Raw genomic sequence first — 24,985 nt, forward strand, 5'->3', positions numbered from 1 at the left:
ACATGGCGGTCTTCGTCGCGCTCGGCGCGTTCCTGATGACGCTGGCCGGCGGCTGGACGGCACAGCGGGTGACCGACCGCCGCCATCTGGTCCTCGGACTGGCCGGCGGCCTGATGCTGGGCGTCGTCGGCCTCGACCTGCTCCCGGAGGCGCTGCACGCGGCCTCCAGGGAGATCTTCGGCGTACCGGCGGCCCTGCTGCTGTTCGTGGCCGGCTTCCTGGTGGCCCACCTGGTGGAGCGGCTGCTGGCCGCCCGCCAGGCCGCGCACGGCGGCGGCGAGCACGACCACCACCGGGCGCCCGAGGTGGGCCTGACGGCGGCGGCCGCGATGGTCGGCCACAGCGCCATGGACGGCGTGGCGATCGGCGCGGCCTTCCAGGTGGGCGGCGGCATGGGCGCGGCGGTGGCGCTGGCCGTCATCGCGCACGACTTCGCGGACGGTTTCAACACCTTCACCATCACCAGCCTGTACGGCAACGAGCGCCGCAAGGCGGTCGCCATGCTCGTCGCGGACGCGCTGGCGCCGGTGGTGGGCGCGGCCTCGACTGCGTTCATCGCGATCCCCGAGTGGTTCCTCGGCGGCTATCTCGGCCTCTTCGCCGGCGTGCTGCTCTACCTCGCCGCGGCCGAGATCCTGCCCGAGGCCCACCACGAGCACCCGGCCCGCTCCACCCTGCTGTGCACCGTCATGGGCGTGGTCTTCATCTGGGTGGTGGTGGGGCTGGCGGCCTGAGCCCGCCCGCGCACCGCCCGCGGGAACACGGGTCACAGCTTGCCGCCCCGCCCGCCCTCGCGCCGCGCGGGCGCGATGAGCGTCGACAGGTACGGCAGCGGGGCGCCGTCGAGATCGGCGGCCGGCCGGATCGACTCCTCCGGCAGCCCCAGCGCCGAACCCCACACCGCGTCGCCGATCCGCCCGCTCTCGCGCAGCGCCTCGGCGACCTCCCGGGCCTGCCGCCCGAACTTGTACGCCACCACGGTCCCGGGACCGTTCAGCGCGTCCTTCAGCACGGCGGCCCCGGCGGTCACCGGGACCAGCGTCAGCGGCTCGGTCCCCTCGGTGAGCACCGCACCCGAGCGCGCCGCCAGATCCTGCATGGCGGTGATGCCCGGCACGGTCTCCACCACGGTCCCCGGCACCAGGGCGGTGACGGTCTGCGCGAGGTAGGTGAAGGTGGAGTACACGTTGGGGTCGCCGATGGTGGCGAACGCGACGGAAGCGTGCGCGCGCAGCAGTTCGGCGACCCGCCCCCCGGCCGCGTCCCAGGCGGCCTCGCGCCGCGCCCGGTCGGACCGCTCGTTGAGCGCGAACACCACCCGCACGACCTTCTCCGCGGGCACGTAGTGCAGCACGGTCGACTCCGCCCGCCCGCGCTCCCCGCCGTCCATCACGGGCACCACGACGACGTCCGCGGCGCGCAGCGCGCCCACGCCCTTGACGGTCACCAGTTCCGGGTCACCCGGCCCGACCCCGACCCCGACCAGCCTGCTGCTCATGACGTCCGGCACCTCTCGACGAACCGACGGGCGGCACCGGGCGCGGCCGCCCAGTGCGTGTGGAGATAACTCGCGTGCAGATTCCCGCGTACGAACCCTTCGACCCGCCGGTCGGGGACGTGCACGCCCCAGGCGGGGGCCGCCCTTCCGCTGCCCGCGCCCGGCTCGACCACGGTTCGGTGGAACTCGTGGCCGCGCCTGCGCTCCCCGGCGCCGGCGAGCACGCTGTCGCTCACGGCCACCGCGTCCCGGTAGCCGAGCGTGAGCCGCTCGCTCATGCGCGCGCCGGCGTCCAGCACCCCGCACATCGGCAGCCCGTCCAGCTCCCGGCACAGGTAGAGCAGCCCCGCACACTCGGCGGCGACCGGGCCCCCACCGAGCGCGAAGGCGGCGACGGCCTCCCGCAACGGCGAGTTTGCGGACAGCTCGGCCGCGTACACCTCGGGGAACCCGCCCCCGACGACCAGCCCGCGCGTGCCATGCGGCAGTTGCTCATCACGGAGGGGATCGAAGGGAACGACCTCGGCTCCGGCGGCGGTGAGCAGCTCGCTGTGCTCCGCGTAGGAGAACGTGAACGCTTCTCCACCGGCAACAGCCACAACCAGCCCGTCCGGCGCTTGAGGACGAGGCCGTTCAGGCCGAAGCGGGGGTCTGGGGGCGGCAGCCCTCAGGGACGGGAAGGGCAGGGGCGGCGGGGGCGCAACCCGCAGGGCCTCAGCCGCATCCCAGGCCGCACCCGACAACGCCCCCGCACCGCGCGCCAGCCCGACCAACGCCTCCAGATCACACCCGTCGGAGACCTGCGCCGCCATCGCGGCAACGGCCTCCACCGCCGAAGCCCGCCGCTCGGCGACCGGCACCAGCCCCAGATGCCGCGACGGCGTATCGATCTGGGCCACCCGCCGCAAAACCCCCAGCACGGGCACCCCCACCGTCTCCAGCGCCTCCCGCAGCAGCGCCTCGTGCCGGGCCGAGGCCACCTTGTTGAGGATCACGCCCCCGACCCGCACCTGCGGATCCCACGTGGTGAACCCGTGCACCAGCGCCGCCACCGACCGCGACTGCGACGAGGCGTCGACGACCAGCACCACCGGCGCCCGCAGCAGCTTGGCCACATGGGCGGTGGACGCCAGTTCACCCTCCCCGGCGGCCCCGTCGTACAGCCCCATCACGCCCTCGACGACGGCGATGTCGCAGCCGCGCGCCCCGTGCAGGAACAGCGGCCCGATCAGCTCGGGCCCGCACAGATAGGCGTCGAGGTTGCGCCCCACCCGCCCGGTCGCGAGCGCGTGGTAGCCGGGGTCGATGTAGTCCGGCCCCACCTTGTGCGGGGACACGGCGAGCCCGCGCGCGGCGAGCGCGGCCATCAGCCCGGTGGCGACGGTGGTCTTGCCGCTGCCGGAGGACGGCGCGGCGATGACCAGCCGGGGGACGGAACCCGTCACCACTCGATGCCCCTCTGGCCCTTCTGGCCCACGTCCATCGGGTGCTTGACCTTGGACATGTCGGTCACGAGGTCCGCGAGGGCGACCAGCTTCTCCGGCGCGTTCCGCCCGGTGATCACCACGTGCTGGGTCCCCGGCCGGTTCCGCAGCACCTCGACGACCTCGTCGGTGTCGACCCATCCCCAGTGCATGGGGTACGCGAACTCGTCGAGCACGTACAGCCGGTACGTCTCGGCGGCCAGGTCCCGCTTGACCTGCTCCCAGCCCTCGCGGGCCTTGGCCTCGTTGTCCATCTGGGCGTCCCGCTGGACCCAGGACCAGCCCTCGCCCATCTTGTGCCAGTCGACGCTGCCGCCCTCGCCGGAGGCGCCGAGCACGCGCAGCGCGTTCTCCTCGCCGACCTTCCACTTCGCCGACTTGACGAACTGGAAGACCCCGATCGGCCAGCCCTGGTTCCAGGCGCGCAGCGCCAGCCCGAAGGCGGCGGTGGACTTGCCCTTGCCGACCCCGGTGTGCACGACCACCAGCGGCCGGTTGCGCCGCTGACGCGTCGTCAGCCCGTCCTCGGGTACGACACTCGGCTGCCCCTGCGGCATTACGCGGCCCTCCTGTTGCCCTGAACGTCCTTGACCAGACCGGCGATCGAGTCGGCCCGCAGCTCGTCGAGCGTCACCGCCGTACCGCCGAGCTCACCCGCGAGCCTCCCGGCGAGCCCCAGCCGCACCGGACCCGACTCGCAGTCCACGACCACGCAGGCGACACCCTCGGCGGCGAACAGCCGGGCCGCACGCCCCGCCAGCGCGACCGGCTCGGGGCCGCCGGTGGCCCGCCCGTCGGTCACGACCACGACGAGCGCCCGCCGCGCCGGATCCCGCAGCCGCTCCACCCGCAGCACCTCGTGCGCGCGCAGCAGCCCCGCCGCCAGCGGCGTCCGGCCGCCGGTGGGCAGCGACTCCAGCCGGGCCGCCGCCGCGTCCACCGACGAGGTCGGCGGCAGCGCCACCTCGGCGGCCGTCCCGCGGAACGTCACCAGGCCCACCTTGTCCCGCCGCTGGTAGGCGTCGAGGAGCAGCGACAGCACCGCGCCCTTGACGGCGCTCATCCGCTGCCGCGCCGCCATCGACCCGGAGGCGTCGACCACGAACAGCACGAGGTTGCCCTCGCGCCCCTCCCGCGCCGCCTGCCGCAGATCGTCCCGCCGCACCACGAGCCCCGGCCCGGACCGCCCGCGCGCCCGCTGGTGCGGCGCGGCCGCCTGCACGGTCGCCGCCAGGTGCAGCTTGGTCAGCGCGCCCCGCGGCCGCCGCGCCCCGGTGGTGCGCCCGTGCTCGGTGCGTGCCCGCGAGCGCCGGCCGGCGGCGCCCTGGCCGATGCCCGGCACACTGAGCACCTTGGTGCGGAACGGTTCCGAGGCCCGTACGGCGGACTGCTCGCCGGCGCCCGCCCCGGACGGCCGCGGCTCCCCGGCGCCCTCGCCCTGCTCGGGGCCGGCCCCGCCGTCGGCGTCCTGGGAACCCGCGTCCTGCGGGCCGCCGTCCTCCGGTGACGGCTGCCCGCCGCCACCGCCGGGCCCGTCCGGGCCGGGGTCGGGGTCGTCCGGGCCCTGGTCGGGATCGTCGTCCTGCGGGTCCCCGAACTCCTGGAGGGTCTCGTCGAGCTTGTCCTCGTCGAGTCCGGGCGCGTCGAAGGGGTTGCGGCGGCGCCGGTGCGGCAGCGCGAGCAGCGCGGCCTGCCGCACGTCCTCGGCGAGCACGTCCGTCCGCCCCGCCCAGGCGGCCAGCGCGGTCGCGGTACGGGCCATCACGATGTCGGCGCGCATGCCGTCCACCTCGAAGGCGGCACAGGTCGCCGCGATCTGCCGCAGCGCCCCGTCGCCCAGCCGCACCTGGGGCAGCAACCGGCGTGCCGCCACGATGCGCTGGCGCACGGCGGCCTCCTCGCCCGCCCAACGGGCCGCGAATCCGGCCGGATCGTCGTCGTAGGCGAGCCGCCGCCGTACGACCTCCACCCGCTGGTCGGGCTCCCGCGAGGCGGCGACCTCCACGGTCAGCCCGAACCGGTCGAGCAACTGCGGCCGCAGCTCGCCCTCTTCGGGGTTCATGGTGCCGACGAGGAGGAAGCGGGCCGCGTGGCGCACGGACACGCCCTCGCGCTCCACGTACGACGCCCCCATCGCGGCCGCGTCGAGGAGCAGGTCGACCAGGTGGTCGTGGAGGAGGTTGACCTCGTCGACGTACAGGATCCCGCGGTGGGCGTCCGCGAGGAGCCCCGGCTCGAAGGCCTTGACGCCCTCGGCGAGCGCCCGCTCGATGTCGAGCGCGCCCACCAGCCGGTCCTCGGAGGCGCCGACGGGCAGCTCGACCATCCGCGCGGCCCGCGTCCGGGACGCCCCCGGCTCGTGCGGGCCGTCCGGGCAGGCCGGGTCGGGAGCGGCGGGGTCGCAGGAGAAACGGCAGCCGGGCACGACGTCCAGCTCCGGCATCAGCGCCGAAAGGGCCCGTACCGCCGTCGACTTGGCGGTGCCCTTCTCGCCGCGCACCAGCACTCCACCGACCGCGGGGCTCACCGCGTTCAAAAGCAGGGCCAGGCGCAGGTCGTCCTGGCCGACGACGGCCGTGAACGGGAACGGGGTGCTCACTTCTCGTCGCCCTCCAAGTCGCCCTCGAGTTCCAGATAGGTGGCGCGCAGCCGCTCCAGCGTGTCCGCGTCCGGCTCCGCCCACAGACCGCGCTCGGCGGCCTCCAGGAGCCGTTCCGTGATGCCGCGCAGCGCCCAGGGGTTGGACTTCTTCATGAAGTCCTGGTTCTCCGCGTCGAAGACGTACTCGGCGCTGAGCTTCTCGTACATCCAGTCGTCGACCACGCCGGCCGTGGCGTCGTAGCCGAACAGGTAGTCCACGGTCGCCGCCATCTCGAAGGCGCCCTTGTAGCCGTGCCGGCGCATGGCCGCCATCCAGCGCGGGTTGACCACCCGGGCCCGGAAGACGCGGTGGGTCTCCTCGCCGAGCGTGCGCGTCCTCACCTGGTCGGGCACGGCGCTGTCGCCGACGTAGGCCTCGGGGCTCGCGCCCGTCAGGTGCCGCACCATGGCGACCATGCCGCCGTGGTACTGGAAGTAGTCGTCCGCGTCGACGAGGTCGTGCTCGCGGGTGTCCACGTTCTTCGCGGCGACCGCGATCCGCCGGAACGCGGTCTCCATGTCCCCGCGCGCCGCCCGCCCGTCGAGCCCGCGCCCGTAGGCGTAGCCGCCCCACACCGCGTACACCTCGGCGAGGTCGGCGTCCGAGCGCCAGTTGCGGGCGTCGATCAGCGGCAGCAGGCCGGCGCCGTACGCGCCCGGCTTGGAGCCGAAGACGCGGGCCGTGGCGCGCCGCCGGTCGCCGTGCCGGGCGGTGTCCTCGTCGGCGTGGGCGCGCACGTAGTTCTGCCCGGCCGGCTCGTCCAGCTCGGCCACCGCCCGCACCGCGTCGTCGATCAGCCCCACCACGTGCGGGAACGCGTCCCGGAAGAAGCCCGAGATGCGCACCGTCACGTCGATGCGCGGCCGGCCCAGTTCCTCGGGCGGGACCACCTCGAAGCCGGTGACGCGCCTGGACGCGTCGTCCCAGACGGGGCGGCAGCCCAGCAGCGCGAGGATCTCGGCGATGTCGTCGCCCTGGGTGCGCATCGCGGACGTGCCCCACACCGTCAGGCCCACCGACTTCGGGTACTCGCCGGTGTCCTGCAGGTACCGCTGCACGAGCGAGTCGGCGAGCGACTGGCCGACCTCCCAGCTCAGCCGGGAGGGAATGGCCTTGGGGTCGACGGAGTAGAAGTTGCGGCCGGTCGGCAGGACGTTGACCAGGCCGCGGGTCGGCGATCCGGAGGGCCCGGCCGGGACGTAACCGCCGTCCAGGGCGCGCAGGATGTGCCCGATCTCGTCCGTGGTCCGGGCGAGCCGCGGCACGACCTCGGCGCAGGCGAACTCCAGCACGGCCACGGCGTCCGGGAGTTCGGCGCCCAGCACCTCGCGCACCAGGGGCGCGCTCTCGGCGACCGCCCAGTCCCGCGCCTCCATCCCCTCCGCGATCCGCCGGCACAGCTGCTCCAGCAGGTCGATCGCGTCGGCGGCCGAACGGGCGGGCCCCTCGACCAGGTCGGTCAGCTCCGCCGGCACCTTCACCGGCGCGCCCGGCTCGGCCAGCAACTCCTTCTCCACCAGTCCGAAGTGCGCGGCGAGCGTGGCCCGCAGCCCCGGCAGGGCGTTGGCCTGCCCGCCCCACACCTGGGAGGCGCGCAGCACGGCCAGGACGAGGTTCACCCGCGGCTCGCCGACCGGGCCGCCGCCGAGGATGTGCAGGCCGTCCCTGATCTGCACGTCCTTGATCTCGCACAGATAGCCGTCGATGTGCATGACGAACTCGTCGAACTCGTCGTCGTCCGGCTGCTCGTCCACCCGCAGGTCGTGGTGGAGCTCGGCGGCCTTGACCAGCGTCCAGATCTGGGCGCGCACGGCCGGGGCCTTGGCCGGGTCCAGGTCGGAGACGAGCGCGTACTCGTCGAGCAGCTGCTCCAGCTTGGCCAGGTCGCCGTAGGTGTCCGCGCGGGCCATCGGCGGGACGAGGTGGTCGACGACCGTGGCGTGGCCGCGCCGCTTGGCCTGGGTGCCCTCGCCGGGGTCGTTGACGATGAAGGGGTAGACGAGCGGCAGGTCGCCCAGCACCGCGTCGGGGGCGCAGCCGCGGCTCAGGCCGAGCCCCTTGCCCGGCAGCCACTCCATGGTGCCGTGCTTGCCCATGTGCACGACGGCGTCCGCGCCGAAGCTGTGCTCCAGCCAGCGGTAGGCGGCCATGTAGTGGTGGGAGGGCGGCATGTCGGGGTCGTGGTAGATGGCGATGGGGTTCTCGCCGAAGCCGCGCGGCGGCTGGATCATGACCACGACGTTCCCGAACCTGAGGGACGCCAGCACGATGTCCTCGCCGTCCACGTACAGGCCGCCCGGCGGCTCGCCCCACGCCCCGGTCATCGCCTCCCGCAGCCCCGGATCCAGCTGTGCGAACCAGGCCCGGTAGTCGGCGAGCGGGACGCGCGCGGGCGCGGCGGCCAGCTGCTCCTCGGTCAGCCACTCCACGTCGTGGCCGCCGGCCTCGATGAGCCGGTGGATCAACTCGTCGCCGCCGTCGGGGTATTCGGTCAGCGAGTAGCCCGCGTCCCGCAGCGCGTCCAGCACCCGCACCGCCGAGGCGGGCGTGTCCAGGCCGACCGCGTTGCCGACCCGCGAGTGCTTGGTCGGGTAGGCGGTGAAGACGAGCGCGATCCTCTTCTCGGCGTTCGGCTTGTGCCGCAGCCGGGCGTGCCGCACCGCGATCCCGGCGACCCGGGCGGCCCGCTCCGGGTCGGCGACGTACACCGGCACCTCGTCCGGCCCCTGCTCCTTGAAGGAGAACGGGACCGTCACCAGCCGCCCGTCGAACTCCGGGATCGCCACCTGCATCGCCGCGTCCATGGGGGACAGGGCCGCGTCGGAGGCCTCCCAGGCGGAGCGCGAGGAAGTCAGGCACAGCCCTTGCAGGACCGGCACGTTCAGGTCGGCGAGCGCGCCGATGTCCCAGGCCTCCTCGTCGCCCCCGGCCGAGGCGTGGGAGGCGTGCGTGCCGCCGGCCGCGAGCACGGTGGCCACCAGGGCGTCCGCGCGGCCCAGGATCTCGTACAGCCCGGCGTCCGCCCCACGCAGCGAACCGCAGTACACCGGCAGCGCGTTGGCGCCGTGCGCCTCGATCGCGTCGCACAGGGTGTCCACGAAGGCGGTGTTCCCGCTCAGTTCGTGGGCGCGGTAGAAGAGCACGCCGACGGTCGGGCGGCCGTCCTCGGCCGCGCGGTCGCCGTGGACGCCGTACTCCGGCATCCGCCGCGGCTCCTCGAAGCCCTCGCCGGTGAGCAGCACGGTGTCGGACAGGAACCGGGCGAGTTCGGTCAGGTTGGCGGGGCCGCCCTCGACGAGGTAGCGCAGCGCCTCGGCGACCACCCCGGCGGGCACCGACGACTCGGCCATCAGCTCCGCGTCCGGCACGGTCTCGCCGCCCAGCAGCACGGCCGGGATCCCGGACGCCTTCAGCGCGGCGAGCCCGTCCTCCCAGGCGCGCTTGCCGCCGAGCAGCCGTACGACCGCGATGTCCGCGCCGTCGAGCAGCGCGGGCAGCTCGCCGGCCACGTCCACGCGGGCCGGGTTGCCGATCCGGTACGAGGCACCGGTGGCGGCCCGGGCCGCCAGCAGATCGGTGTCGGCGGTCGACAACAACAAAACTGTGCTCATGCGGGCGCTCCCGGTGGGATGAAGGGCAGTCCTTGCGGCGCGCCCGACTCGATGAGCCGCCACAGCGCGTCCGTGTCCGCGTGCTGTTCGATCAGGTCGCCGAGCCGGTCCAGCTGCTCCTCGCGCAGCGCGGCGAACGAGGTGTCCGGCGCCGGCACGAAGCGGCGGCCCGCGGCGGCCGCCACCTCGCGCAGGAAGGCACGCCGGAAGCCGTCCGACTCCAGCGAGCCGTGCCAGTGGGTGCCCCAGGTCTGCCCGACCCGGCACCCGTCGAGGAATGCCTCGCCGCCGGTGACCTCGGCGACGCCGTGATGGATCTCGTAGCCCTCGACCGGCTCGCCGAGGGCCCGCCCGGCAGGCCGGGTGAGCGTCTTCTCCCGGGCGAACCGCACGCGCACGGGCAGCACCCCGAGACCGTCCACCGTGCCGGCGCGCGACTCGACCTCGTCCTCGATGCGCTCGCCGAGGATCTGGAAGCCGCCGCACACACCGAGCACGGGCCGCCCTTCGGCCGCCCGCCGGCGCAGCGCGTCCGCGAGGCCCCGCTCGCGCAGCCACTCCAGGGCGCGGACCGTCCCGCGCGTACCCGGGACCACCACGAGGTCGGCGTCGGCCAGTTCCTCGGGCCGGTCCACGAACCGCACCACGACGCCGGGTTCGGCGGCCAGCGCGTCCACGTCCGTGAAGTTGGACATCAGCGGGACCGCGCAGACGGCGACCCGCAGCACGTCCTCGCCGACCGGCGGGGCGACCCGCGACTCGCGGACGGTGCCGCGCAGGGAGACGCGCAGTCCGTCCTCCTCGTCGATCCCGAGCCCGTGCCGGAAGGGCAGGACGCCGTACGTCCGCCGCCCGGTGAGCCCCTCCAGCATGTCCAGCCCGGGCTCCAGCAGCGAGACGTCCCCCCGGAACTTGTTGACGAGGAACCCCGCGACGAGCTCCTGGTCCTGCGGCGAGAGCAGCGCGACCGTGCCGAAGAAGGAGGCGAAGACGCCCCCGCGGTCGATGTCGCCCACCACCAGCACCGGCAGCCGCGCACCCCGCGCGATCCCCATGTTGACGATGTCCGTCCGCCGCAGATTGATCTCCGCCGGACTGCCCGCCCCCTCACAGATCACCGCGTCGTACGTGCCCCGCAGCTCGGCCAGGCAGTCCAGCACGGTCCCGAGCAACTGCCGCTGCCGGCCGCCGTGGTAGCCCCGGGCGCTCAGTTCGCCCACGGGCCTGCCCATCAGCACCACCTGGCTGCTCTGCTCGCCGCCCGGCTTGAGCAGGACCGGGTTCATCAGCGCGGTCGGCTCGATCCGGCACGCCTGCGCCTGCATGGCCTGGGCCCGCCCGATCTCGGCTCCCTCGCGCGTGACGAAGGAGTTGAGGGACATGTTCTGCGCCTTGAAGGGCGCCACCTTGACGCCCCGGCGCACCAGCCACCGGCAGATCCCGGCCGTCACGACGCTCTTGCCGGCGTCGGAGGTGGTTCCGGCGACGAGCAGTCCGCCGCTCATGAGTCACGTCCCTTCGTACGTCGGTCGCGGTCGCGGCCGAGGTCGAGGTTGCGCTGGCGGTCGCGGCCGCGGTCGCACAGGAGGCTGACGGCGGCGCACGCGCCGAGCGCGAGCCAGCTCACGCGCCGCGAGAGCCGTACGGCCCGTTCGACGTCACCCACGCGGACCGCGCGCCCGGCGGCGTTGAGCACCGGCCGGTGCTCCACCCGCCCCCCGTAGGACAACGTGCCGCCCAGCCGCACACCGAGGGCACCCGCGAAGGACGCCTCCACCGGACCGGCGTTGGGGCTCGGGTGCTTGGCCGCGTCGGCACGCCAGGCCCGTACCGCGCCCCGCGGATCGGGACCCGCGACGGCCGCCGCGAGGGCGGTCAGCCGCGCCCCGGGCCAGCCGGCGAGGTCGTCGAGCCGGGCGGAGGCCCAGCCGTAGCGGCGGTGGCGCGGGGACTTGTGCCCGACCATGGCGTCGAGGGTGTTGACGGCCCGGAACCCGAGGAGCCCGGGCACCCCGGCGACCGCTCCCCACACCAGCGCGCCCACCACCGCGTCGGACGTGTTCTCGGCGACCGACTCCACGACGGCCCGGGCGATCCCGTCCGCGTCCAGGGCCTGCGGGTCCCGTCCGCACAGGTGCGGCAGGCGGGCGCGGGCCGCCTCGACGTCACCGGCCTCCAGCGCCCGCCCGATCGCGCGGGCCTCGCGCGCCAGGGAGGTCCCGCCGACCACGGCCCAGGTGGCGACGGCGGTCAGGGCGACCGAGGCGACCGGGAGGGCGGGGGAGGAGTTCGCCGGGGAGGCCGGCGAGGAGGGGGCGGCGGAGGCGGGGAGGGCCCGGGCGGTGGAGGCTTGGAGGGAGCGGACGGCGCCGGGGGAGGCGGAGAGGGCGCGGGCGGCGCGTGAGGCGGCCGCGCCGAGCGCGACGGCGCCACCGGCGCACAGGGCGGTGTGCAGCGCGCCCCATCCGCGGTGGTCCCGCCACAGCACGCGTTCCACGGCGCCGGCGGCCCGCCCGAACACGGCGACCGGGTGCCCGCGGCGGGGGTCGCCGAGGAGCAGGTCACCGAGGAGGCCGGCGGCGGCGCCGTACGCGAAGACGCGATCGGCACCCATCGGGTCAGCCGGCTTCGGGGCCGGTCAGGGTGTCGCTGGTGAACCTCGGTCGGCAGCCGCGCATGGCGATATGTCCTCACTCAGGGTGTCCACGCCCTGGTTCGACGAGACCGGCGGTGAGAGTTCCTGGCTCCCGGGGGTTCTACCCCGGTGACAGTGGCGGGACCGCGCCGGATTCGCACCGGCTTCCTCTCCTGCCGCCGTACATGGCCCCGGAAGTCCACCACGCCCCGCGAACGCCCGTCAACTTGCCGTTGACCTGCACAGGGGTACTGAGATGAGGCCCACACCGCCGGTGTGAGAAGCGGGTGTGAAAAGCCCGCCCTGCCGGGGCCACCGTGGCGGCGGTGCGGCAGGACGGGCGGTGAGGCGGGAGGGACCGGCGGGGCCGGCGGGGGTGTAACTCGAGGTGGCTCGGGGGGCTCAGCCCTTGGCCATGATCAGGTGGATGCCGTACGCCACCGCCGCCGCGCACGCGGCGAAGCAGACGTACGCGCCCGTGACGGCCAGGGCACCGCCGCCGTGGCCCTCGGCCACGGCGCGCTCCCGGCGGGAGAGGCCGGCGATGCCCAGGGTGAACAGGGCCACCAGGCCCACGGTGACGGCGAGGCTGACGCCGATGACGGATCCGAGGGCCGCCCAGTCGATCTTCATGGTGATGCTTCCTCCGGTAACCGGGTGCTCTGCGGGCTCAGACGGTCGCGGCCGGCGGGACCGCCTGCGCGGCCGTGGGCGCCGGATCGGCGGCCTGGACGGCGGGGACGGCCGGGGCGGCGGGGACGGCCGGGGCGGTCGCCTGGGCGGGGAACGCGGCCGCGAGATCCTCGGCCGCCGGGACGGCGGGGGACTCGGCCGCCTGCGCCGCGAAGGGCTCGGGAGCCGCCGCGGGCTCGGCCGCCACCGGGGAGGCCGGGGGCGGGGTCACGGCGGCGATGGCCTGGGTGACCACACCGGCCGGCTCCTCGTCGCCGTTGACGTTGGTGTGGTCGACGACCTCGCGGCGGGAGAGCTTGTAGATCACCGCGCTGGAGGCCACCAGGAACGCGGCGACGAGCGCGGTGCCCCAGTCGCCGAGGCCGGTCACCAGCTCGGCGCCGGCGCCCACCAGGGCCGCGGCCGGCAGCGTGAGCACCCAGGCGACGGCCATCCGGGTCGCGGTGGACCAGCGGACGACACCGCCCTTGCGGCCCAGGCCCGCGCCCATCACCGAACCGGAGACGACGTGCGTGGTGGACAGCGAGAAGCCGAGGTGGGAGGAGGCCAGGATGGCCGTGGCCGCGCTGGTCTGGGCGGCGAAGCCCTGCTGCGGCTGGAGGTCGGTCAGGCCCTTGCCCATGGTGCGGATGATGCGCCAGCCGCCGATGTAGGTGCCGAGCGCGATGGCCAGGCCGGCGGAGAGGATGACCCAGGTGGGAGGGTTGGAGCCGGGGGCGATGGCGCCGCCGGCGATCAGGGCGAGGGTGATGACGCCCATCGTCTTCTGCGCGTCGTTGGTGCCGTGGGCCAGCGAGACCAGGCCGGCGGAGGCGATCTGGCCGGCGCGGTGGCCCTTCTCGGCCGCCTTGCCGTCCGACTTCCGGCCGATCGTGTACGACAGCCGGGTGGAGACCATCGCCGCGAGGCCCGCGACGACCGGTGCGGCCACGGCGGGCAGCAGCACCTTGGTGACGAGCACGCCGCCGTGCACGGCGCCGAATCCGGCGGAGGCGATGGCCGCGCCGATCAGACCGCCCATCAGGGCGTGCGAGGAGCTGGACGGCAGTCCGACCAGCCAGGTCACCAGGTTCCAGAGGATCGCGCCGACCAGTGCGGCGAAGATGACCTCGGGACGGATGCCGGTCTCGTCGACGAGACCCTTGGAGATCGTGTTGGCGACCTCCACGGAGAGGAAGGCGCCCACCAGGTTGAGCGCGGCGGACATGGCCACCGCGACCTTGGGCTTGAGCGCGCCGGTCGAGATGGTCGTGGCCATCGCGTTGGCGGTGTCGTGGAAACCGTTCGTGAAATCGAACGCAAGTGCGGTTATCACCACAATCGCGAGGATCAGCGAGAAGCTTTCCATTTACCCAGGCAATCGTTCGAGGTCATTGGCGCGTCGAACGTACGTAACCCGGGTGAACGGAAGATGAACTGGGGCGGACGTCGTGGTGTCCGTTCCCGTGGATCACGGACCTTCCCGGAGGCCGGATTCCGGCCGGATTCCGGCCCCGGTCGCGCCCGTACGGGCCCCGCGGCCTGAAAGGATCACCGCATGACCGAGACGCGATGTGACGAACGAGACATAAGGGACCCCGGTGAGGCGGAGGCGCGCGCCTGGCACCGGCTCGTCGAGACCGCCCGCCGCACGGTGGCCGACGGCCTGGTCGTGGGCACCTCCGGCAACGTCTCGGTGCGCGTCGGCGAAACCGTACTGGTCACCCCCTCGGGCATGCCCTACGACCGGCTCACGCCCGGTGACGTCACCGGCGTCGCCCTCGACGGCCGGCAGGTGCTCGGCACGCTGGTGCCGACCAGTGAGCTGCCCATGCACCTGGCGATCTACCGCACCACGGGCGCGACCGCCGTCGTGCACACCCACGCCGTGCACGCGACGGCCGTCTCCACGCTCGTCCCCGAGCTCCCGGTGATCCACTACATGGCGGGCGCGCTCGGCGGCCCCGTCCGGGTCGCCCCGTACGCCGCCTACGGCACGGACGAACTCGCCGCGAACATGCTCCGCGCCCTCGAGGACCGCTCCGGGTGCCTGCTCCAGAACCACGGCACCGTCACCTACGGCACCTCCCTCGACGAGGCCTACGACCGCACGGCCCAGCTGGAGTGGATGTGCAGGCTGTGGCTGACCGCGTCCTCGGTCCCGGGGCTGTCCCCGAACCTCCTGACCCCGGACCAGCTCGCCGACGCCCAGGAGCGACTGCTGGGGTACGGGCAGCGGACGGGGTGAAGCCGGGGGCACGGGCAGCGGAAGGAGGGGAGCGGGGTTGCGGGCAGCGGATGGGGACGAGACGGGGTTGCGGGCGGCGGACGGGGACGAGGCGGTGAAAGCGCGGCGGCCGGCGCCGTGAAGGCGTGAACGCGGCTCTTCCTGGAACTCACAGGGTCATGTCACTCCGACCCCTTCCCCCGCTGGCCGGTGGACCGGTGCGCCGGGACACTGGTCCCGTGCGCCCACTCAAAGCGACGGCCGCGGCCGTCACCGCCGTCCTGGCGGCCGGCGTGGCGAGTGTCGCCGCGGGCCGGCTGGCCAGTGACGCCGCGCTCAAGACGGCCCCGGGCCGGCCGCTGCCCACCGAACCCCGGCTCGTCGTGCACGGCACGGCCGCCGGGCAGATCATGCTCAGCCGGGACCTGGCCTCCCTGCGCCCCGGCACCTACGGCCTGGCCGGCAACGGCTCCCACGCGGTCGTCGGCCCCGTCCTGCCGAACGCCCCGCACCGCCCGGACACCGTCGTACGCCGGCTCGAACGCGTCACCCACGGCGCCCTCGGCCCCCGCGACCGGGTCTGGCTCACGCCGAACGTGCACGTCGGCAACCCCGGCGCGGCCCTCGGCCTGGACCACGCCGACGTGGACGTGCCCGGCGAACTCGGCGCGCTGCCCGCCTGGTTCGTGCCCGGGGTCCGCGAGACCTGGATCATCACGGTGCACGGCCTCGGCACCACCCGCGAACTCCCCCTGAACATCATGGGGTTCCTCAACCGCCGGCACTTCCCCGTGCTGGACCTCGCCTACCGCGGCGACCTCGGCGCGCCCCGCTCCCCGGACGGCCTGAACCACCTCGGCCAGACCGAGTGGCGCGACCTCGACGCGGCGATCCGCTACGCGGTCCGCTACGGCGCCGAACGGGTCGTCCTGCACGGCTGGTCCACCGGCGCCACCATGGCGCTGCGCGCGGCCCTGCACTCGGGGCTGCGCGACCGCATCTCCGGGCTGATCCTGGACTCGCCGGTGCTCAGCTGGGAGACGACCCTGCGCGCCCTGGCCAGGGCCAGACACACCCCGGACGCGCTGCTGCCGCTCGCGGTGCGGGCCGCGCAGGGGCGCACGGGCCTGTACGGCGACCGTCTCGCCGAGGCGACCGACCCGTCGCGGCTCACCGTGCCCACGCTGATCTTCCACGGCCCGGACGACGAGGTCGCCCCCTGGGCGCTCTCGCGCCGGATGGCCGACCGCCGCCCCAACCTGGTCGCCCTGCACACCGTGGAGAAGGCCCCGCACGGCGCCATGTGGAACGCCGACCCCGAGGGCTACGAGGAGGCGCTGCGGCGCTTCCTCACTCCGCTCATGTGATCCCGGCGCACCGGGGCGGGGCACCGTGGGCCGCGGTTCCGCTTGCGGCCCCGGACATGGCCTGTTCGTGCCCCTTCGCCGCCCCTCGGGACCCCTGCGTTGGCCATCCCCGTCGCCCGCGGTGACATTCCGTTTGGGTTTTCGGACCGTCAACCGGAAGACTGCACCCGTGACGTCCCGTATCCCGCGCGACTCCAGGCTTCGACTCGTCCGCCCGCGACCCCTGGCCGCCGCCCCGCGAGCAGTGAACCAGCGGCGCCCGCGCCGCGCCGCACCGCGTCCCCCGGAGGGCACTCCGGCGCCCGCGGAGCTGGCCGGAATGGCGCGCACCCGACTGGCCGGCGCGGCCCGCGTCGCCCGCTGGGCCGACGCGGCCCTCGGTCCCGGCCGCGCGGGGGCGGCCGGCGACGGCAAGGCCACCCTGTCGGCCGCCACCGCCGAGCGGGCGGCGGCCGACCTCGGCCTGAGCGTCGCCCAGGTCCGCGCCGACTGGGACACCGCCCGCCTCGCCGGCCTCGTCGAGGTGCACGGCGACAACGCCCGCCCCGGCTGGCGGCTGCGCGCCTGGGACCGCGACGACAGCGCCGTGCTGCGCGGCTGGGTCGCCCTCTTCGACGCCTGGTCGCTCGCCTGCCCCGAGCCCGAGGGGCACGAGGCCGCCGCCGTCGCCGAGGTCGTCTCGGCGATGCCCCAGGTCCTCTCCTTCCTCCAGCTCTCGGCCGGCCCGGTCCCCGAGGACCAGCTCCTCGACCTCCTGCGCCAGCGGGTCACGGAACTGCGCACAGAACGCTGCGAGGTCCCCTACGGCCCCGAGCCGGACCCCGGGGCCCCCGGGGCCGCGGCTCCCCACGGCGCCGGGCCGGACTCCGCGCTCCCCGCGAGCGAGCGGGGGCCGGCTCTGCCCACGGCCGCTTGGACGCCGCCTTCCCCGTCCGCGGTGGCGGCCCCCGCCCCGTCCGCCACCGCGACCACCGGCCCCGCCCCGGCCCCTGCCGACGTCCCCGCGGCCCCGCTGCCCGGCCCCGGCCGGGAGGCGGCCCCCGCCGACGAGGCCGGGCCCGCCGACGGAGCCTCGCTCGCGCCGCTGCTGGAGTGGGCCCTGCGGGCGCTCGCCTCCGTCGGGGCGCTGACCTACGGCGGTGGGCAGGCCACGCTCACGCCGCTCGGCAGCTGGGCCGTGTGGGTCAAGCTGGAGCAGATCTGCGTGGCCGCGCAGAGCCCGGCGGGGAACATCGAGCAGGGGGCCGAGGACATGCTCCGCGGCTGCGCCCAGCTGCGCCCCAACGCCGCCCGCGCCGAGTACCGCGCCTGGCTCGCCGCCCGCCCCGTCGGCAGCGCGGTCACCGAGCTGCTCAGCGCCGCCCGCGGCGAGGACGCCCTCCTGCGCGGCCTCGCCTTCGAGGCGCTGCGGGTCGTCGGCGCCCCCGCCGAGCCCGATGTGCGGTCCGTGCTCGACGAGCCCGCCCTGCGGCCTTACGCCCTGCTGTGGCTGGCCGAGCACGACGGGATCGACCCCGAGGACGCCCACGAGGTCCTCACCCGGGACGAGGCCACCTGGCTGTGGGTGGACACCGCCGCCGCCGTCGCCGACCACGGCGAGGCCCCGATGCTCGTGCGCCACCTGGAGTCCGCGGTACAGCCCACCGTGCCCGCCCTGCTCGACGAGGTGCGGGCCGTGGGCCATCCGCGGACCGTGCAGGTGCTGGTCGCGCTCGCCGCCGCGCACCCCGACCCGGCCCTCGCCAAGGCCGTCCGCCGGGCCGCCTTCCAGGTGCACACCGGCGGCAGCTGAACGGACCCGCGCGGGGCGCCGGGGGCCCGTCCGGCGGACCAGGTCCGTGACAGGCCGGCCCCGGCCCGCCCTAGCCTTCTATGCGCGGCGCGTACGTGCCGAAGCTCCAGATGTTGCCCTCGGTGTCCCGGGCCATGTAGTCCCGTGAGCCGTGGTCCTGGTCGGTCGGGGGCATCAGGATCTCCACGCCGTGGTCCACCGCGCGCTGGTAGTGGCCGTCCACGTCGTCCACCACGACGTACACCCCCACGGGGCCCGCGCCGCGCATGGCCTCGTCGAAGCGGCCGCCGCGGCCCTTGGAGCCGAGCATCACCGCGCCGTTGCCCTGCACCAGCTCGGCGTGCTGGACCAGGCCGTCCTCCCCCTCGTAGACAGCGAGTTCCGTGAAGCCGAGGGCCTCGGTGAGCTGCTTGACCGCCGCCTTGGCGTCCGCGTACAGCAGCGTCGGGTAAATGCTCGGGCGTCCCGCGGTGCCTGCCATGCCGATCACTCCCTTGTGAGCCGGTACGGACCGGAAATTCCGGTTCGCCGATCAGTCTGGCACCCGCCACTGACAACGCCCCGACGGCGCCGCGCGGCCCGCGCCGCCCGTGCGCCGGCCCCGCCCCGGGAGACGAACGGAACAGCCGCGTACGGAAAAAGCGCTTGCACACCCCCGTTAGACTGGCCCCCATGGCCATTCTCCTCGCGCATTAGACGGCGGGAACGTCCCCAGCCGCCCGTCCGCCACCCACCCCGCCCAGGAGTCTGTCCGTGATCTCCGCTTCCGGCATCGAGCTGCGCGCCGGTGCCCGCGTCCTCATCGAGAACGCCACCTTCCGCGTCGCCAAGGGCGACCGCATCGGCCTGGTCGGCCGCAACGGCGCCGGCAAGACCACCCTCACCAAGTGCCTGGCCGGCGAGGGCATCCCCGCCGGCGGCACCATCACCCGCTCCGGCGAGGTCGGCTACCTGCCGCAGGACCCCCGCACCGGCGACCTCGACGTGCTCGCCCGCGACCGCGTCCTGTCCGCGCGCGGCCTGGACACCCTGATCCGCAAGATGCGCGAGAACGAGCAGCGCATCGCCACCGGCACGGGCGCCACCCGCGAGAAGGCCCTCAGGCAGTACGAGCGGCAGGAGACCGAGTTCCTCACCAAGGGCGGTTACGCCGCCGAGGCCGAGGCCGCCACCATCGCCGCCGCGCTCAACCTGCCCGACCGCGTGCTCGGCCAGCCCCTGCACACGCTCTCCGGCGGTCAGCGCCGCCGCATCGAACTGGCCCGCATCCTTTTCTCCGACGCGGACACCCTGCTGCTGGACGAGCCGACCAACCACCTCGACGCCGACTCGATCATCTGGCTGCGCGACTACCTGAAGACCTACCGCGGCGGCTTCATCGTCATCTCCCACGACGTCGACCTGGTCGAGACGGTCGTCAACAAGGTGTTCTACCTGGACGCCAACCGCTCCCAGATCGACATCTACAACATGGGCTGGAAGCTCTACCAGCAGCAGCGCGAGGCCGACGAGAAGCGCCGCAAGCGCGAGCGCGCCAACGCCGAGAAGAAGGCCGCCGCGCTGCATTCGCAGGCCGACAAGATGCGCGCCAAGGCCACCAAGACGGTCGCCGCGCAGAACATGGCCCGACGCGCGGACAAGCTCCTCGCCGGCCTGGAGGCCGTCCGCCAGTCCGACAAGGTCGCCAAGCTGCGCTTCCCGAAGCCCGCGCCCTGCGGCAGGACCCCGCTGATGGCCGAGGGCCTGTCGAAGTCCTACGGCTCGCTGGAGATCTTCACCGACGTCGACCTGGCCATCGACAAGGGCTCCAGGGTCGTCATCCTCGGCCTCAACGGCGCCGGCAAGACCACCCTGCTGCGGCTGCTCGCGGGCGTCGAGCAGCCGGACACCGGTGCCGTCGTGCCCGGACACGGCCTCAAGCTGGGCTACTACGCGCAGGAGCACGAGACCCTGGACCCCGGCCGCACCGTCCTGGAGAACATGCGCTCGGCGGCCCCGGACATGGACCTCGTCGAGGTCCGCAAGGTGCTGGGCTCCTTCCTGTTCTCCGGCGACGACGTCGACAAGCCGGCCGGGGTGCTCTCCGGCGGTGAGAAGACCCGTCTCGCGCTCGCCACCCTGGTCGTCTCCTCCGCCAACGTCCTGCTGCTCGACGAGCCCACCAACAACCTCGACCCGGCCAGCCGCGAGGAGATCCTCGGCGCGCTGCGCACCTACAAGGGCGCCGTCGTCCTCGTCACGCACGACGAGGGCGCCGTGGAGGCGCTCCAGCCGGAGCGGATCATCCTGCTGCCCGACGGGGTCGAGGACCTGTGGGGCTCGGACTACGCGGATCTCGTCGCCCTGGCGTGATCCAACGACCGGTCAACCACTGATCAACTGCCTATGGATCATTCGGCCCATCGGTGATCCACCATCTGTGTGAGATCTCCTCGTATCGAGGTGTGTCGTACACGGATTTCGCGGCCGAGCCCTTATCCCCCAAGGGCTCGGCCGTCGCGCGTCTGTGACCTGGCAGTTCGCGGAAGAACCCGTTCGGCGGTACGGACGCCGACGTGCGGAAGCGGCAATTCCGCTTGTGGGGACGCACTCCTGTCGTCACAAGCGGGTCTCACGGACCTTGCCGAATGGGTGGCCATCGCGCCCCGGAGGGGTGATCATGAGGAGACCAGAGCGCACTTCCCATGAGGAGGCACGGGTGGCCGAGACTCTGAAGAAGGGCAGCCGGGTGACCGGCGCCGCGCGCGACAAGCTCGCGGCAGACCTGAAGAAGAAGTACGACGCCGGTGCGAGCATTCGGGCGTTGGCCGAGGAAACCGGCCGCTCGTATGGCTTCGTCCACCGGATGCTCAGCGAGTCGGGCGTCACGCTCCGTGGGCGTGGCGGGGCGACGCGGGGCAAGAAGGCCGCGTCGGCCTGACCGGCCCCGGGCGGCCCATCGGCTTCGATGGTGGCCACCCGGTCGGTCCACCGATCGGCCGGGTGGTTACTGTGCAGTCACTTACGATGCCCCGCAGGGTATCGAGGACGACCGCACCCACCGGAGGCGCCCCATGGCTTCGCCCGAACACGACACCGATCCGGTAATCGACCCAGTACCCGAGCCGGTACTCGACAAGGACGGCGTACGGCTCACCGTCGACGACGCGATCGCCACGGTGACGCTGACCAACCCGGCCAAGCGCAACGCGCAGAGCCCCGCTCTGTGGCGCGCGCTCACCGAGGCCGGCCGGTCGCTGCCGGGCTCCGTCCGGGTCGTCGTGCTGCGCGGTGAGGGCAAGTCCTTCTCCGCGGGGCTGGACCGGCAGGCGTTCACGCCCGAGGGCTTCGACGGCGAGCCGTCCTTCGTCGACCTCGCGCGCGGCGCCGACGCCGAGCTGGACGCGACCATCGCCGAGTACCAGGAGGCCTTCACCTGGTGGCGGCGCAGCGACCTGGTGTCCATCGCCGCCGTCCAGGGCCACGCCATCGGGGCGGGCTTCCAGCTGGCGCTCGCCTGCGACCTGCGGGTCGTGGCGGACGACGTGCAGTTCGCCATGCGCGAGACCAGTCTCGGGCTGGTCCCCGACCTCACCGGTACGCATCCGCTGGTGGGGCTGGTCGGCTACGCCCGCGCGCTGGAGATCTGCGTGACCGGGCGGTTCGTCACCGCCGAGGAGTCGGTGCAGACGGGGCTCGCGAACCTCGCCGTCCCCGCCGGCCAGCTCGACGGCGCCGTACGGGACCTCGCCTCGGCGATCCTCGCCGCACCACGGGACGCCGTGATCGAGACCAAGGCCCTGCTCCAGGGCGCCCAGAGCCGCTCGCTGGAGGAACAGCGCACCGCCGAACGCGCGTCCCAGGCCCGCCGTCTGCGTGACCTGGCCGGCCTCAGCGACTGACCCGCGCCTCGGCCGCCGGACACCACCGCCCCTCCCGCGCGGGGTGAGCCCTCATGCCCGCGCGGGGCAGTGCGGCGGACGCGTCGGCGGTCGGCGCCGCGCGGCCCGGCGGGAAACGGCACGTCGCCCAACGCGCGGCCCAGAGCCGCTCGCCGGAGGAACAGCGCACCGCCGAACGCGCGTCCCAGGCCCGCCGCCTGCGTGACCTGGCCGGCCTGGGCGACCGCATCGCGGCCTGCGGCCCGGCCGCCCGGCAGCGTCCCCAAGACATCGCCGTCCGCGCGGTGCCGTGGAACCCAGGGGCCGTTGTGCCGTGACACCCGCGCGGGCGGACGTCGGCCGGCGTGCGGGCGGCGGACGCCGAGCCGTCGTACGGCCTGCCGCGCGGCCAGGCCCCACGGACCGGCCACCGTCCGGCAGTCGCGGGCATCTGCCCCGGCGCGCCGGCTTGCGGCCGCCGCCCGGCAGCCGGCCCCGGTCCCCAGCCGGCACCCTGCGCAGGCTCGCCGCCCGGTCCCCAGCCGACACCCTGCGCAGGCTCGCCGCCCGTTGCGTGGCCCGCGCCCGCGCCCGCGACCGGCCGCCGCGGTCGGCCGGGCCCGCAGGTCCGGGGCGTCAGAAGCCGTGGCGCATGCCGCCGTCGACCGGGAGCATGATGCCGGTGAGGTAGGAGGCCGCGGGGGACAGCAGGAAGGCGGCGGCACGGCCGAACTCCTGGGGGGTGCCGTAGCGCCGTAGCGGGATGCGGGACTCGTTGGCCGCGCGGGTGGCCTCCGGGTCCGCCGACAGGCCGTCCAGCTCGCGCACCCGGTCGGTGTCGATCCGGGCCGGCAGCAGCCCCACGACCCGGATGCCGCGCGGCCCCAGCTCGTCCGCGAGGGACTTGGCGAACCCGGCGAGACCGGGCCGCAGACCGTTGGAGATGGTCAGCCCGGGGATCGGCTCGTGCACGGAGCCGGACAGCACGAAGCCGATGACGCCGCCCTCCTCCAGCTCCGCGGCCGCCGCCCGCGCGAGCCGCACCGCCCCGAGGAACACCGACTCGAACGCCGCCTGCCACTGCTCGTCGGTGTTGTCGGCGACGAAGCCGGGCGGCGGTCCGCCCACGCTGACGAGGACTCCGTCGAAGCGGCCGAAGTGGTCGCGTGCCGCCGCGATCAGCCGCTCCGCGGCGCCGGCGTCCGCGTTGTCCACGGCCACCCCGAGGGCGTCCGGGCCCAGTTCGGCGGCCGCGTCGGCGACCCGCTTCCCGTCGCGCCCGGTGATGACCACCTTCGCCCCGTCCGCGACCAGTTCGCGCGCGGCGGCGTTGCCCAGCCCGCGCGTCGCCCCGGTGACGACGTACACCCGGTCCTTCAGTCCAAGATCCATGGCCCCTATCCTGCCTCTTCGTCCCCGTAGAGGGCGAGGGCGGTGTTCACCAGGCCGATGTGGCTGAACGCCTGCGGGAAGTTGCCGAGCTGCCGCCCCAGCGCGGCGTCGTACTCCTCGGACAGCAGCCCCACGTCGTTGCCGAGCCCCACCAGCCGTTCGAACAGCTCCCGCGCCTCCTTCGTACGGCCGGTCATGTGCAGCGCGTCGGCGAGCCAGAAGGAGCACACCAGGAACGTGCCCTCGCTCCCGGGCAGCCCGTCCACGGCCGTCCGGTCGGTGCTGTAGCGGCGTACGAGGCCGCCCTCGCCGAGCTCCGCGCGCACCGCGTCGATGGTGCCGACCACCCGTGGGTCCTCGGGCGGCAGGAAGCCCACGCGCGGGATGAGCAGCAGCGCGGCGTCCAGCTCGCGCGAGCCGTAGTACTGGGTGAACGTGTTGCGTTCGCGGTCGTAGCCCTTCTCGCACACCTCCCGGTGCACCTCGTCGCGCAGCGCACGCCAGCCGTCCAGGTCCCCGCGCAGCGACGGGTCGTCCTGCAGCGTGCGCACCGCCCGGTCGGCGGCCACCCACACCATCACCTTGGAGTGCACGAAGTGGCGCCGGCCGCCGCGCACCTCCCACAGCCCCTCGTCGGGCCGCCGCCACGCCCCGCGCAGGAAGTCCAGCAGGGCGCACTGCATCGACCACATGTGCGGCTTGGCGGACAGGCCCGAGCGCCGGGCCAGCGACAGCGAGTCCATGACCTCGCCGTACACGTCCAGCTGGAGCTGCTTGACGGCGTCGTTGCCCACGCGCACGGGCGCCGACCCGGCGAAGCCGGACAGCCACGCCAGCTCGTACTCCGGCAGCCGGCGCTCGCCCGCGAGCCCGTACATGATCTGCAGGTCCGCCGGGTTGCCCGCGACCGCGCGCAACAGCCAGTTCCGCCAGGCCTCGGCCTCCTCCTGGTAGCCCGCCGACAGCAGCGCGCCCAGGGTGAGCGTGGAGTCGCGCAGCCAGCAGTAGCGGTAGTCCCAGTTGCGCACGCCGCCCAGCTCCTCGGGCAGGGAGGTGGTGGGGGCCGCGACGATGCCGCCGGTGGGCGCGTAGGTGAGCGCCTTGAGGGTGATCAGGGAGCGTACGACGGCGTCCCGGTGCGGGCCGTCGTAGCGGCAGCGCGCCGTCCAGGCCCTCCAGTCCGCGACGCTGTGCTCCAGGGCCTCGTACGGGTCGATCAGCGGCGGGCGCGGGTCGTGCGAGGGATGCCAGGTGAGGACGAACGCCACCTTCTCGCCCTCGGCGACGGTGAACTCCGCGTGCGTGCCGAAGTCCTCGCCCCAGGTGCGCACCCCGGGCTCGCTGCGCAGCCACACCGAGTCCGGTCCGGCCACGGCCACCCGGTGACCGCCGGACCTGCGCATCCAGGGGACGATCGAGCCGTAGTCGAAGCGCAGCCGCAGGGTGCCGCGCATGGTCACCCGGCCGCTCAGGCCCTCGACGACGCGTACGAGGTCGGGGGCGCGGTCGCGCTGGGGCATCAGGTCCGTGACGCGTACGGAGCCCTCGGGCGTGTCCCACTCGGTGTCCAGGACGAGGGTGCCGGGGCGGTAGGCGCGCCGGGTGCAGGGGGCCGTGGCGCCCTTGGGGGCGATGCGCCAGTGGCCGTTGTCCTCGTCGCCGAGCAGTCTGGCGAAGCAGGCGCCCGAGTCGAAGCGGGGCAGGCACAGCCAGTCGACTGAGCCGTCCCGGCCGACCAGGGCGGCGGTCTGTTCGTCACCGATGAGCGCGTAGTCCTCGATCCGCTGATGCACGGATGTCCGGATT

20 protein-coding genes and 1 riboswitch are annotated in these 24,985 nt (G+C 74.4%); of the genes, 8 read left to right on the top strand and 12 right to left on the bottom strand.

The genetic code is table 11. From position 1 onward, the window contains the following. The first annotated feature begins 2 nt into the window (after positions 1–2). Positions 3–734, top strand: coding sequence for a ZIP family metal transporter (locus IE217_RS02505; protein WP_190176000.1), 732 nt, complete (start codon positions 3–5; stop codon positions 732–734). Positions 735–766: 32 nt separating this feature from the next. Here the strand turns inward: IE217_RS02505 and cobI are convergent, their stop codons facing one another. From cobI to IE217_RS02550, 9 genes are all read right to left on the bottom strand, one after another. Continuing rightward, on the bottom strand, positions 767–1,498 hold the full coding sequence (gene cobI / locus IE217_RS02510) for a precorrin-2 C(20)-methyltransferase (RefSeq protein ID WP_190176001.1): 732 nt from the start codon (positions 1,496–1,498) through the stop codon (positions 767–769). After that, positions 1,495–2,943 (bottom strand): cobyrinic acid a,c-diamide synthase CobB, encoded by a 1,449-nt coding sequence (locus tag IE217_RS02515; protein WP_373297942.1) that lies wholly within the window; start codon positions 2,941–2,943, stop codon positions 1,495–1,497. Before IE217_RS02515 ends, cobI begins: the two co-directional genes overlap by 4 nt. Further along, complete coding sequence (cobO, locus tag IE217_RS02520; protein WP_190176003.1) at positions 2,940–3,539, bottom strand: cob(I)yrinic acid a,c-diamide adenosyltransferase; 600 nt, start codon at positions 3,537–3,539, stop codon at positions 2,940–2,942. The genes IE217_RS02515 and cobO overlap by 4 nt, the downstream gene beginning before the upstream one ends. Next, the gene (locus tag IE217_RS02525) at positions 3,539–5,581 is read right to left on the bottom strand and encodes a putative cobaltochelatase (RefSeq protein ID WP_190176004.1); all 2,043 of its coding nucleotides are present in this window, start codon (positions 5,579–5,581) and stop codon (positions 3,539–3,541) included. Before IE217_RS02525 ends, cobO begins: the two co-directional genes overlap by 1 nt. Then, positions 5,578–9,234 carry a cobaltochelatase subunit CobN gene (gene cobN / locus IE217_RS02530; RefSeq protein ID WP_190176005.1) on the bottom strand — a complete coding sequence of 1,219 codons (3,657 nt, stop codon included), beginning with the start codon at positions 9,232–9,234 and terminating at the stop codon, positions 5,578–5,580. Before cobN ends, IE217_RS02525 begins: the two co-directional genes overlap by 4 nt. Next, a complete protein-coding gene (locus IE217_RS02535; protein WP_190176006.1) occupies positions 9,231–10,739 on the bottom strand; it encodes a cobyric acid synthase in 1,509 nt (502 codons plus the stop codon). Before IE217_RS02535 ends, cobN begins: the two co-directional genes overlap by 4 nt. After that, a complete protein-coding gene (locus IE217_RS02540) occupies positions 10,736–11,848 on the bottom strand; it encodes a cobalamin biosynthesis protein (RefSeq protein WP_229864976.1) in 1,113 nt (370 codons plus the stop codon). Before IE217_RS02540 ends, IE217_RS02535 begins: the two co-directional genes overlap by 4 nt. A gap of 120 nt (positions 11,849–11,968) precedes the next feature. Further along, a riboswitch (cobalamin riboswitch) is annotated at positions 11,969–12,040 on the bottom strand. 231 nt (positions 12,041–12,271) lie between these two features. Next, entirely contained in the window at positions 12,272–12,502 is a 231-nt protein-coding gene (locus IE217_RS02545; RefSeq protein ID WP_190176007.1) for a hypothetical protein, read from the bottom strand. Positions 12,503–12,539: 37 nt separating this feature from the next. After that, positions 12,540–13,910, bottom strand: a complete 1,371-nt coding sequence (locus tag IE217_RS02550) for an inorganic phosphate transporter (protein WP_190176008.1) — start codon at positions 13,908–13,910, stop codon at positions 12,540–12,542. A 189-nt stretch (positions 13,911–14,099) separates the two neighbouring features. Here IE217_RS02550 and IE217_RS02555 point away from each other — a divergent pair, with 189 nt between their 5' ends. The 3 genes from IE217_RS02555 (at position 14,100) to IE217_RS02565 (ending at position 17,927) form a co-directional block, all read left to right on the top strand. Beyond that, positions 14,100–14,789, top strand: a complete 690-nt coding sequence (locus IE217_RS02555) for a class II aldolase/adducin family protein (protein ID WP_190176009.1) — start codon at positions 14,100–14,102, stop codon at positions 14,787–14,789. A 218-nt stretch (positions 14,790–15,007) separates the two neighbouring features. Next, positions 15,008–16,135: an alpha/beta hydrolase family protein gene (locus tag IE217_RS02560; RefSeq protein ID WP_190176010.1), complete on the top strand. Its 1,128-nt coding sequence runs from the start codon at positions 15,008–15,010 to the stop codon at positions 16,133–16,135. Between the two features lie 319 nt (positions 16,136–16,454). Beyond that, on the top strand, positions 16,455–17,927 hold the full coding sequence (locus IE217_RS02565; protein WP_229864978.1) for a hypothetical protein: 1,473 nt from the start codon (positions 16,455–16,457) through the stop codon (positions 17,925–17,927). Positions 17,928–17,997: 70 nt separating this feature from the next. Here IE217_RS02565 and IE217_RS02570 read toward each other — a convergent pair whose 3' ends face one another. Beyond that, on the bottom strand, positions 17,998–18,408 hold the full coding sequence (locus tag IE217_RS02570; protein WP_190176012.1) for a VOC family protein: 411 nt from the start codon (positions 18,406–18,408) through the stop codon (positions 17,998–18,000). 272 nt (positions 18,409–18,680) lie between these two features. On the opposite strand from IE217_RS02570, the gene IE217_RS02575 reads away from it, so the two are divergent. From IE217_RS02575 to IE217_RS35035, 4 genes are all read left to right on the top strand, one after another. Continuing rightward, a complete protein-coding gene (locus IE217_RS02575; protein WP_190176013.1) occupies positions 18,681–20,279 on the top strand; it encodes an ABC-F family ATP-binding cassette domain-containing protein in 1,599 nt (532 codons plus the stop codon). 346 nt (positions 20,280–20,625) lie between these two features. Further along, positions 20,626–20,847, top strand: coding sequence for a helix-turn-helix domain-containing protein (locus IE217_RS02580; RefSeq protein WP_018567695.1), 222 nt, complete (start codon positions 20,626–20,628; stop codon positions 20,845–20,847). Positions 20,848–20,980: 133 nt separating this feature from the next. Next, entirely contained in the window at positions 20,981–21,808 is an 828-nt protein-coding gene (locus tag IE217_RS02585) for an enoyl-CoA hydratase/isomerase family protein (protein ID WP_190176014.1), read from the top strand. A 53-nt stretch (positions 21,809–21,861) separates the two neighbouring features. Continuing rightward, positions 21,862–22,125, top strand: coding sequence for a hypothetical protein (locus IE217_RS35035; RefSeq protein ID WP_268249122.1), 264 nt, complete (start codon positions 21,862–21,864; stop codon positions 22,123–22,125). A 298-nt stretch (positions 22,126–22,423) separates the two neighbouring features. On the opposite strand, the gene IE217_RS02595 is transcribed toward IE217_RS35035, so the two are convergent. Next, a complete protein-coding gene (locus IE217_RS02595) occupies positions 22,424–23,179 on the bottom strand; it encodes an SDR family oxidoreductase (RefSeq protein WP_190176015.1) in 756 nt (251 codons plus the stop codon). Between the two features lie 5 nt (positions 23,180–23,184). After that, positions 23,185–24,972: a glycoside hydrolase family 15 protein gene (locus tag IE217_RS02600; protein WP_190176016.1), complete on the bottom strand. Its 1,788-nt coding sequence runs from the start codon at positions 24,970–24,972 to the stop codon at positions 23,185–23,187. Positions 24,973–24,985 lie beyond the last annotated feature (13 nt).

Origin of the sequence: Streptomyces naganishii JCM 4654 (genome assembly GCF_014650575.1) — a bacterium.
GTDB lineage: Bacteria > Actinomycetota > Actinomycetes > Streptomycetales > Streptomycetaceae > Streptomyces > Streptomyces naganishii.

Coding starts and splice junctions, on each gene's coding strand:
- cobO (WP_190176003.1), bottom strand. CDS start 3,539: ATGCCGCAGGGGCAGCCGAGTGTCGTACCCGAGGACGGGCTGACGACG.
- cobN (WP_190176005.1), bottom strand. CDS start 9,234: ATGAGCACAGTTTTGTTGTTGTCGACCGCCGACACCGATCTGCTGGCG.
- cobI (WP_190176001.1), bottom strand. CDS start 1,498: ATGAGCAGCAGGCTGGTCGGGGTCGGGGTCGGGCCGGGTGACCCGGAA.
- IE217_RS02555 (WP_190176009.1), top strand. CDS start 14,100: ATGACCGAGACGCGATGTGACGAACGAGACATAAGGGACCCCGGTGAG.
- IE217_RS02565 (WP_229864978.1), top strand. CDS start 16,455: ATGGCGCGCACCCGACTGGCCGGCGCGGCCCGCGTCGCCCGCTGGGCC.
- IE217_RS35035 (WP_268249122.1), top strand. CDS start 21,862: ATGCCCGCGCGGGGCAGTGCGGCGGACGCGTCGGCGGTCGGCGCCGCG.
- IE217_RS02540 (WP_229864976.1), bottom strand. CDS start 11,848: ATGGGTGCCGATCGCGTCTTCGCGTACGGCGCCGCCGCCGGCCTCCTC.
- IE217_RS02585 (WP_190176014.1), top strand. CDS start 20,981: ATGGCTTCGCCCGAACACGACACCGATCCGGTAATCGACCCAGTACCC.
- IE217_RS02505 (WP_190176000.1), top strand. CDS start 3: ATGGCGGTCTTCGTCGCGCTCGGCGCGTTCCTGATGACGCTGGCCGGC.
- IE217_RS02595 (WP_190176015.1), bottom strand. CDS start 23,179: ATGGATCTTGGACTGAAGGACCGGGTGTACGTCGTCACCGGGGCGACG.
- IE217_RS02545 (WP_190176007.1), bottom strand. CDS start 12,502: ATGAAGATCGACTGGGCGGCCCTCGGATCCGTCATCGGCGTCAGCCTC.
- IE217_RS02535 (WP_190176006.1), bottom strand. CDS start 10,739: ATGAGCGGCGGACTGCTCGTCGCCGGAACCACCTCCGACGCCGGCAAG.
- IE217_RS02550 (WP_190176008.1), bottom strand. CDS start 13,910: ATGGAAAGCTTCTCGCTGATCCTCGCGATTGTGGTGATAACCGCACTT.
- IE217_RS02570 (WP_190176012.1), bottom strand. CDS start 18,408: ATGGCAGGCACCGCGGGACGCCCGAGCATTTACCCGACGCTGCTGTAC.